Origin of the sequence: Bradyrhizobium sacchari, from assembly GCF_002068095.1 — a bacterium.
Classification (GTDB): domain Bacteria; phylum Pseudomonadota; class Alphaproteobacteria; order Rhizobiales; family Xanthobacteraceae; genus Bradyrhizobium; species Bradyrhizobium sacchari.
Map to the genome: position 1 here is coordinate 79,088 of NZ_LWIG01000009.1, position 8,068 is coordinate 87,155.

Sequence of the window (8,068 nt, forward strand, 5' to 3'; positions counted from 1 at the left end):
CCCGCCGCGCTTCGAGGCGCTGGCCCCCCTTCGCGCCGGCGACGGCGCCAACACCGCCGTCTATGCCGGCCTCTACTCGGCCGAGCAGCAGCGCCATTTCTACCCCAATATCGAGCCGATCGAGCTCGAGATCCCGGTCGACCGCGCCTATGCGATCGCACGCCAGCTCGTCATCAAGCGCAAATGGCTCGTCATCGATGAGCGCGCGCCGCAGCCGCCGCGCCGCATCGGCCGCATCGAGGCGGTGGCCCGCACGCCGATCATGGGCCTGCGCGAGGACATTTCGATCAGGATCGTGCCGGACGGCGAGGATTCTCGCGTCGATATCCGCTCCGCCTCGCGCTATTTCGAGAGCGATCTCGGCAGCAATGCCGCACGCGTGACGAAATTCATCGACGACCTCAACACCGCCGCCGATGCTGACGCGCTCAAGCCGGTGAAGAAGACGCCGGTGGCCCCGCCAAAGGCACCGGCGAAAACGGTGAAGAAATAGCCCCACCGTCATTCCGGGGCGATGCGCAGCATCGAGCTATGATGCGCAATTGCGCGTCAGAGAATCCATTCATCCACCAACGCTGCGGCCCGAGGGATTCCGGGCTCGCGCTGACGCGCGCCCCGGAATGACGGGCTAGGCCATCCGGTACGTCCCGGTAATCACGGGATCGCCATCAGTCGCCACCACGCCGCGGGCGACGAGGTCTTCCAGATGCGCCAGCACGGAATAGCCGGCAGCCGTCGTCAGCCTCGGATCGATGCCGATATAGATCGCGCGCACCATGGTCGGGATGTCGGCCTCGCCCTTGGCGAGGCGGTGCAGGATCGAGGCCTCGCGGGCCTTGCGGTGACGGATCAGGAAGCGCACGAAGCGCGGGCCGTCCGGGATCTCGGGGCCGTGGCCGGAGAAGTAGAGATCCTCCTCGCGGGCGGCGAGACGATCGAGCGAGTCCATGTAGTCGATCATCGAGCCGTCGGGCGGCGCCACGATCGAGGTCGACCAGCCCATCACGTGATCGCCGACGAAGTTGAATTTCCGCTCCGGCCAGGCGAAAGCGAGATGGTTGGCAGTGTGGCCGGGCGTCGCCACCGCCTCGAGCCGCCAGCCGGCCCCCTCGACGACGTCGCCATGGGCGATCCTGATATCAGGCGCGAAATCGCGATCGACGCCGGATTCCGGATTGTGCTTCTCGCTCTCGAAGCGCGGGCGCGAGGCGCGGTGCGGGCCTTCGGCGTAGACCGGAGCGCCAGTCGCCTGCTTGATCCGCGCGGTGTTCGGCGAATGGTCGCGGTGGGTGTGGGTGACGAAGATATGGGTCACGGTCTCGCCGCGCACGGCCTCGAGCAGCGCAGCCGCATGCGCCGCATCGTCTGGACCTGGATCGATGATCGCGACGTTACCGGTGCCGACGATGTAGCTGACCGTGCCGGTGAAGGTGAACGGGCTCGGATTGTTACAGAGCACGCGCCGCACGCCGGGACGGACTTCCTCGACGACGCCAGGCTTAAGCGGAAAGTTGCGGTTGAACGGGACGTCGTCGTTGTCGGACATCGCTTCTTCTTTGTTCTTTGACGTCATTCCGGGGCGCCCGAAGGGCGAACTCAGGTGCGCCCTTGCGCACCTGAGAATCTCGAGATTCCGGGTTCGATGCTTCGCATCGCCCCGGAATGACGAAGAACGCAATCAGAAAAACGCCTGAATGCCCGTGATGGCGCGGCCAAGGATCAGGGCGTGGACGTCGTGGGTGCCCTCGTAGGTGTTGACCGTCTCGAGGTTATGGACGTGGCGCATCACGTGATACTCGATCGAGATGCCGTTGCCGCCATGCATGTCGCGGGCGGTGCGGGCGATGTCGAGCGCCTTGCCGCAATTGTTGCGCTTCATGATCGAGATCATCTCGGGAGCGAACTTGCCCTCGTCCATCAGGCGGCCGACACGCAACGAGCCCTGAAGGCCGAGCGCGATCTCGGTCTCCATGTCGGCGAGCTTCTTCTGCACCAGCTGGGTCGCGGCGAGCGGCTTGCCGAACTGCTTGCGGTCGAGCGTGTACTGGCGGGCGCGATGCATGCAGTCCTCGGCGGCGCCGAGCGCACCCCAGGAGATACCGTAACGGGCGCGGTTGAGGCAGCCGAACGGACCCTTGAGGCCGGAGACGTTGGGCAGCAGCGCGTCTTCGGGAACCACGACCCCGTCCATCACGACCTCGCCGGTGATCGAGGCACGAAGCGAGAGCTTGCCGCCGATCTTCGGTGCGGACAGGCCCTTCATGCCCTTCTCCAGCACGAAGCCGCGGATCTGGTTGTCGTGCGCCGCCGACTTGGCCCAGACCACGAACACGTCGGCGATCGGCGCGTTCGAGATCCACATCTTGCTGCCGGTGAGGCGATAACCGTCCGAGACCTTCTCGGCGCGGGTCTTCATGCCGGCCGGATCGGAACCGGCGTCCGGCTCGGTCAGGCCGAAGCAGCCGACCCATTCGCCGCTGGCGAGCTTCGGCAGGTACTTCTTGCGCTGGTTCTCGTCGCCATAGGCGTAGATCGGATACATCACCAGCGAGGACTGCACCGAGTTCATCGAGCGATAGCCGGAATCGACCCGCTCGATCTCGCGCGCGACAAGGCCATAGGCGACGTAGCTCGCATTGGCGCAACCGTATTCCTCCGGCAGCGTGATGCCGATCAGGCCAAGCTCACCCATCTCATTGAAGATCTCGCGGTCGGTCTTCTCTTCCAGGTAGGCCTTGGAGACACGCGGCAGCAGCTTGTCCTGGGCATAAGCACGGGCGGTGTCGCGCACCATGCGTTCGTCTTCGGTCAGCTGCTCGTCGAGCAGGAACGGATCGTCCCACTGGAAAGAAGCCGCAGCCGGCTTGTCCTTGGCCTGAGGGCGCACGCTCATGAAACGTCCTTTCGCGTCTGGTTCCGTCTAAAAATTGCCCGACAAATTAAAGCGCCGCGGCAACAAGTGCAATTGCGTTGCAGATGTACGGGTCTGCGCGAATCCCGGGGATGCGCCTCGCGCACCCCGATATGACAGCGCTAACTCTCGAGCTGCTCGTTGGCGACGATCTCGATACCGAAGCCCGACAGGCCCTTGTAGTCGTGCACGGACGAGGTGAGATGCCGGATCGAGGTGACGCCGAGATCCCGCAGAATCTGCGCGCCGACGCCGATTTCGCGCCATTGGCGGTTGCGGTCCGCCTCCGTCGAGGTCTCGTCCGGCAGCGGGGACACGGGCACGCCGGCGGCGCCGTCGCGCAAGTAGACCAGCACGCCGCGGCCGGTCTTCTTGAAATGCTCGAGCACGGCGGCCATGCGCTTGTGGCCGGTGAAGGTGTCCTTGACGATGTTCGGCTTGTGGAAGCGCGTCAGCACGTTCTTGCCGTCGCCGACGCCGTTGTAGACGAAGGCGACGTGGGCGATGGAGTCGAACGGCGAGCGGTAGGCATAGCCTTGCAAGGGACCGATCGGGCTCTCCGTGACGAAGGTCGAGACCCGCTCGATCAGTTTCTCGCGCGCCTGGCGGTAGGCGATCATGTCCGCGATGGTGACGTGCTTGAGCTTGTACTGGGCCGCAAAGCGGGCGACCTGCTCGCCCTTCATCACGCTGCCGTCGTCGTTCATCAGCTCGCTGATGACGCCGACCGGCGGCAGGCCGGACAGCTTGCAGAGGTCGACGGCCGCCTCGGTATGGCCGGAGCGCAGCAGCACGCCGCCGTCCTTGGCGATCAGCGGGAAGATGTGGCCCGGCCGGGCGAAGTCGTGGGCGCCGACATTGGGATTGGCGAGCGCGCGGCAGCACGATGCGCGCTCCTCGGCCGAGATGCCGGTGCCGCCGTCAGGCTTGTAGTCGATCGAGACCGTGAATGCGGTGGTGTGCGCGGAATCGTTGTGGGCCACCATCGGATCGAGCCGCAGCCGACGGGCGTCCTCGGTGGTCACGGGGGCGCAGACGATGCCGGAGGTATGGCGGATGATGAAAGCCATCTTCTCGGCGGTGCAGAGCGAGGCGGCGACGATCAGGTCGCCCTCGCCCTCGCGGTCCTCGTCATCTGTGACGACGACGAGCTCGCCCCTGGCAAAGGCCTGCAAGACTTCCTGGACGGTATCGGGCATTTCCCAATCTCTATCGGTTATGGGGCCGGAGGCTTGCCGGACGCCTTAGCCGGACTTGGCCCCAAGCGCTAGTGTCCTGGACGCAACCGCATATGCCTGACGGCGGGCCGGCCCGAAGGCCTCAGGCTTGCACCGAAGATACCAGGGATATAGGCGCGCGCGGCCCGGACGGAAGACGGTCGGGCCCCGTCAGGGCAGCACCTCGCGCCGCTCGCCGAGCCGCTGATCGAGCTCGGCGCGCTTATCGGCGAGCAGGCCGGCCTGGGCAGCTTCGATCACGGTAAACAGCTCATGAGCATCGCTGAGCCGGGTCACCGTGACGTAGCTGGCGCCGGCCGCATAGAGCTCGCCGACATCCGACAGCAAATCGGCCGTGGCAACGATCATGGCGGTCGGGTTGAGGGTGCGGACGTGACGGACCAGCTTCTCGTTGCTGGCACCCTTCAGAAGCGCGTCCGGCACGCTCAGGATGATCATCTCGGACTTGCCGACGCCGGCATGGAGCAACGTGTCAGCGCTGCTGATATCGCCGTAGATCACGTGCAGACCGCGTGAAAGCAGGGTCTGGTACACATTGGGGTTGAAATCGACCACGGTGATCTGCTCCAGGAGCACTGGAGCCTGCCGTTCGATCTCGGCCAGCAGCGCGCTCGCCGCACGGAAAAAGCCGAGGATCACGATGCGGCGCGCCTCTCCATGACCGCTCTCGTGGCTCTCCTCGGCATGGCCATTGCCATGGTCGAGATCGCGCAGGCCGATCCGCTTCAGCGGACCGATCGCCCAGCGGGTGATCTCGTCGCTGCGGCTCATCGCGAAGGTCGAGAGCACCGCCAGCACCACGAAGGCGAAGGAAGTCGCGTTCGCGGTCTCGGCTGCGATGTGGTGGTCGGTGACGCCGGTCTGGATCACCACCAGCGAGAATTCCGATATCTGCGCGAGATTGAGCGCCGGCAACAGGCTGGCGCGCAGCCCCTGCTTCATCAGGTAGAGCGGCGTGAAGGTCGTCACGAGCCGGCTCACCACCGTGAACGCGGCGATCAGCAAGGCAAGCCCGATCACGGAGAGGCCTGGCACGGGAATGGTCATGCCGAGCGCGACGAAGAACAGCGTGATGAAGAAGTCCCGCAGCGTGGTGACCTTGGCGGTGACGTCGAGCGCATAGGGAAAGGTCGAGAGCGAGACGCCGGCGATCAGGGCGCCCATCTCGCGCGACAGCGACAACCGCTCGGCGGTCTCGGCGACGAGGAAGCACCAGGCGAGCGCACCGAGCAGGATCAATTCGGGACGGCGGGCTATCTGGTGAAACAAGCGCGGCAGCACGTAACGGCTGACCAGGAGCGCAGCCGCGACCAGCACTGCGACGCGGCCGATCGAGAGCAGGATGACGGTGACTTCGAGATTGGCGAGGCTCGGCTGCACCGCCAGGAACAGGATGGCGAAGATGTCCTGCAGCACCAGGACGCCGAGCGTGATGCGGCCCGGCAGCGTATCGAGCTCGCGTTTCTCGTAGAGCACCTTGACGATGATGACGGTGCTCGACAGCGCGCAGGCGACGCAGAGATAGATCGCGTCGAAATGTCCCCCGCCGAGCGACAGGCCGATGCCGACGAAGAACAGCACCCCGAGCAGGCAGCCGCCGAGGAGCTGGCCGCCCGCCGCGAACAGGATCACCTTTCCCGCCCGCACGATCTTCTTCAGGTCGATCTCGAGGCCAATCATGAACAGCATGAAGATCAGGCCGAGCTCTGAGATGACGCTGATCGATTCCTGCGACTTGACCCAGCCGGCACCGAATGGACCTATGCAGAAGCCGGCGATAAGGTAGGCCAGGATCAGCGGTTGCCGGGAGAAGTGGGCCAAAAGGCCCAGCCCCCAGGCAAACAGGATACAAAGTGTGATGTCGCGAATGAGCTCATGCATGCCAGATTGGTCCGTTTTGCCGCACCCTAGTGGCGGGCTGCGGCGCGGCAAGCGAGCAATTCGTCACATGCGGATCGTGCTCTGGTTGATGGCACTGCTGGGTCCATTCGCGTCCGCCCCGCCGGCCGCCGCGCAATCCAAGGTCAATATCGAACAAAACTTTGCCGATTCGCTCACCGCGCTGCCGAAGGAGGAGCTCGCCGTGTCCGGCGGATTCTACGTGCCGGCCTATTCCAGCGTTGCGATGAGCCAGGGCAAGCTGCGCGTCGATTTCTCGGTGACATTGAGTGTCCACAACGCCTCAGAGACGCAAGCACTGGTCCTCAAACGCATCGCCTATTTCGACACCGCGGGCAAGCAGGTCGAGAGCTATCTGAAGGCGCCGGTGGCCTTGAGGCCCCTCGCCACCGTCTCCATCTTCATCCCGACTGACGACGTGCGCGGCGGCACAGGCGCCAATTTCATGGTCGACTGGGCCGCCACGGGCGACATCTCCGAGCCCGTCGTCGAGGCCTTGATGGTTGGCGGCGTCGCCAATGCGCATTACGCTTTCATCAGCCAGGGACGTCCGACAAGGACGGCCAAAAAGAACTAAGACCGTCCGACAAGGACGGCCCTAAAAAAATCGGCCGTCCACCCCGCGACGGTTGGCAACAGGTAAGGCCGCGGGCGCAACGCCAGCCGGCTCAACAAAAACAAGACGAGGAACGCTCCCATGACGTCCAGCTTCGATTTCGCCCCCCTGTTTCCCGCGGGGCTGCCGGCCCCGACCGCGCGCTGGACGGGCCTTGCCAAATACAGCTTTGTCGGCGGCAACAACGATTCCGAGCAGGTGCCGCTCGACGAGCTGATCGAAGCGACCAGCACGGTGCTGCGGCGCGAGGGTCGCTCGCTCGCCACTTACGGGCTGGCCCACGGTCCGCAGGGCTACCTGCCCCTGCGCGAATTCCTGGTGTCAAAACTGAAGCGTGATGCCGGCATCAACTGCACGGTCGACGATCTCCTGATCGTCTCGGGCTCGCTGCAGGCACTCGACCTCGTCAACAACACGCTGCTGACGCGCGGCGACACTGTGATCTTCGAGCAGGACAGCTATCAGGGCTCACTGACCCGCCTCGCACGACTGGGCGTCAATGTCGTCGGCATCCCTCTCGACAAGGACGGCATGCGCATGGACGCGCTGGCCACGGCGCTGGCCGACCTGAAGAGCCGCGGCATCCGGCCGAAATACATCTACACCATCCCGACGGTGCAGAACCCGACCGGCAGCATCATGCCGGAGAGCCGCCGCGTCGAACTGCTGCGGCTGTCCGCCGAATACGGCGTGCCGATCTTCGAGGACGATTGCTATGCCGACCTGGTCTGGTCGGGCCAGCGGCCGCCGGCGATCTATGCCATGAGCCCGAACGGCGGCGTGATCCATATCGGCTCGTTCTCGAAGTCGATCGCGCCAGCGCTGCGCGTCGGCTTCGTCGTCGCACCCTGGGATGTGATGTCGCGGATGCTGTCCCTGAAGACCGATGCCGGCTCGGGCGCGCTGGAGCAGATGGTGCTGGCGGCCTATTGCAAGCCGCATTTCTCGACCCACGTGCCGGCGCTGACCAAGGCGCTGCGCACCAAACTCGACACGCTGATGGAGGCCCTGAACGAGCAGTTCGGCACCGCGGCCGAGTTCGAGGAGCCCAAAGGCGGCATCTTCCTCTGGGTCAAGCTGCCCGAGCAGGTCGATGCGCTCAAACTCTATCAGGCTGCGCTCGCCGCCGGCGTCTCGATTAATCCGGGGCCGGAATGGTCGACCAACAAGGTCCATTCCAGCTCGCGCCTGCGGCTCTGCTTTGCAAGTCCGACGCATCAGCAGATCCGCGAGGGTGTCGCCGTCCTCGCGGAGGTATGTCGCAAGGAGTTCGGCGTGCCGGCCCGCAGCGCAAATGTGGAGAAGCGAGCCTGAAGGGCAGCGTCACGCCGCCTGTGGCTGGCTGCTGTGGATCGCCGAGGCCAGCCGCAGCAACAGGACGATCGAGACGTTGCCTTTGCCCGC

Annotated in this window: 7 protein-coding genes and 1 pseudogene; 3 read left to right on the top strand and 5 right to left on the bottom strand. The window is 65.0% G+C overall.

Going from position 1 to position 8,068, the window contains the following annotated elements; all coding sequences use genetic code 11:
• Positions 1–493, top strand: a 493-nt coding sequence (locus tag A5906_RS12995) for a DUF1499 domain-containing protein (protein WP_136615205.1), incomplete at its 5' end; no start/stop codon positions are given.
• Between the two features lie 135 nt (positions 494–628).
• On the opposite strand, the gene A5906_RS13000 is transcribed toward A5906_RS12995, so the two are convergent.
• From A5906_RS13000 to A5906_RS13015, 4 genes are all read right to left on the bottom strand, one after another.
• Positions 629–1,546 (bottom strand): MBL fold metallo-hydrolase, encoded by a 918-nt coding sequence (locus A5906_RS13000; protein ID WP_080135710.1) that lies wholly within the window; start codon positions 1,544–1,546, stop codon positions 629–631.
• 132 nt (positions 1,547–1,678) lie between these two features.
• Positions 1,679–2,893: an acyl-CoA dehydrogenase gene (locus A5906_RS13005; protein ID WP_036004014.1), complete on the bottom strand. Its 1,215-nt coding sequence runs from the start codon at positions 2,891–2,893 to the stop codon at positions 1,679–1,681.
• Positions 2,894–3,033: 140 nt separating this feature from the next.
• Positions 3,034–4,110, bottom strand: coding sequence for a 3,4-dihydroxy-2-butanone-4-phosphate synthase (ribB, locus tag A5906_RS13010; protein WP_080135597.1), 1,077 nt, complete (start codon positions 4,108–4,110; stop codon positions 3,034–3,036).
• Positions 4,111–4,299: 189 nt separating this feature from the next.
• Entirely contained in the window at positions 4,300–6,030 is a 1,731-nt protein-coding gene (locus A5906_RS13015) for a cation:proton antiporter (RefSeq protein WP_080135598.1), read from the bottom strand.
• A 67-nt stretch (positions 6,031–6,097) separates the two neighbouring features.
• Here A5906_RS13015 and A5906_RS13020 point away from each other — a divergent pair, with 67 nt between their 5' ends.
• The gene (locus A5906_RS13020) at positions 6,098–6,625 is read left to right on the top strand and encodes a DUF3124 domain-containing protein (protein WP_080135599.1); all 528 of its coding nucleotides are present in this window, start codon (positions 6,098–6,100) and stop codon (positions 6,623–6,625) included.
• A 120-nt stretch (positions 6,626–6,745) separates the two neighbouring features.
• On the top strand, positions 6,746–7,978 hold the full coding sequence (locus A5906_RS13025; RefSeq protein ID WP_080135600.1) for an aminotransferase-like domain-containing protein: 1,233 nt from the start codon (positions 6,746–6,748) through the stop codon (positions 7,976–7,978).
• Positions 7,979–7,987: 9 nt separating this feature from the next.
• Here A5906_RS13025 and A5906_RS44305 read toward each other — a convergent pair.
• A pseudogene (locus tag A5906_RS44305) lies at positions 7,988–8,068 on the bottom strand (helix-turn-helix domain-containing protein); the annotation flags it as partial.

What these genes read in the sequence shown, in the direction of transcription:
- A5906_RS13015 (WP_080135598.1), bottom strand. Translation starts at nt 6,030, where the DNA reads ATGCATGAGCTCATTCGCGACATCACACTTTGTATCCTGTTTGCCTGG.
- A5906_RS13020 (WP_080135599.1), top strand. Translation starts at nt 6,098, where the DNA reads ATGCGGATCGTGCTCTGGTTGATGGCACTGCTGGGTCCATTCGCGTCC.
- A5906_RS13025 (WP_080135600.1), top strand. Translation starts at nt 6,746, where the DNA reads ATGACGTCCAGCTTCGATTTCGCCCCCCTGTTTCCCGCGGGGCTGCCG.
- A5906_RS13005 (WP_036004014.1), bottom strand. Translation starts at nt 2,893, where the DNA reads ATGAGCGTGCGCCCTCAGGCCAAGGACAAGCCGGCTGCGGCTTCTTTC.
- A5906_RS13000 (WP_080135710.1), bottom strand. Translation starts at nt 1,546, where the DNA reads ATGTCCGACAACGACGACGTCCCGTTCAACCGCAACTTTCCGCTTAAG.
- ribB (WP_080135597.1), bottom strand. Translation starts at nt 4,110, where the DNA reads ATGCCCGATACCGTCCAGGAAGTCTTGCAGGCCTTTGCCAGGGGCGAG.